This is a genomic window from Isoptericola haloaureus (genome assembly GCF_036689775.1).
Classification (GTDB): Bacteria; Actinomycetota; Actinomycetes; order Actinomycetales; family Cellulomonadaceae; genus Isoptericola; species Isoptericola haloaureus.
On the sequence record NZ_JBAGLP010000039.1, the window covers coordinates 1 to 301 of the forward strand.

Consider the following 301-nt stretch of genomic DNA (forward strand, 5'->3'; position numbering starts at 1 on the left):
CCTCCGCGCTGGCGGGCGTCATCACGTCCCTGGCACAGCTCCTGGTCATCTTCGCCCGGCGCGCGCGGGGGTAGTACAGCGGGGGGTGCGGCGCGAGGCGCTGGGCCCTGGCGCCGACGCTGCGCGGGTTCCCGAGCATCAGGCGCGAGAGGTTCGCCTGCGCGTGCGCCTGCGGCGGGCTGACGCCCGCCAGGGCGGAGGCGACCGACGGGGTGAGGATGTCTCGGTTGAGGACGTGCATCAGCTGGTGGCCCGGCACACCGCGGAGCTCGAGCTCGTCGAGGATGCGCAGGATTCCCTC

1 pseudogene is annotated in these 301 nt (G+C 74.1%); it reads right to left on the reverse strand.

From position 1 onward, the window contains the following. Positions 1-301 (reverse strand): annotated as a pseudogene (locus tag V5O49_RS00140) (hypothetical protein); the annotation flags it as partial.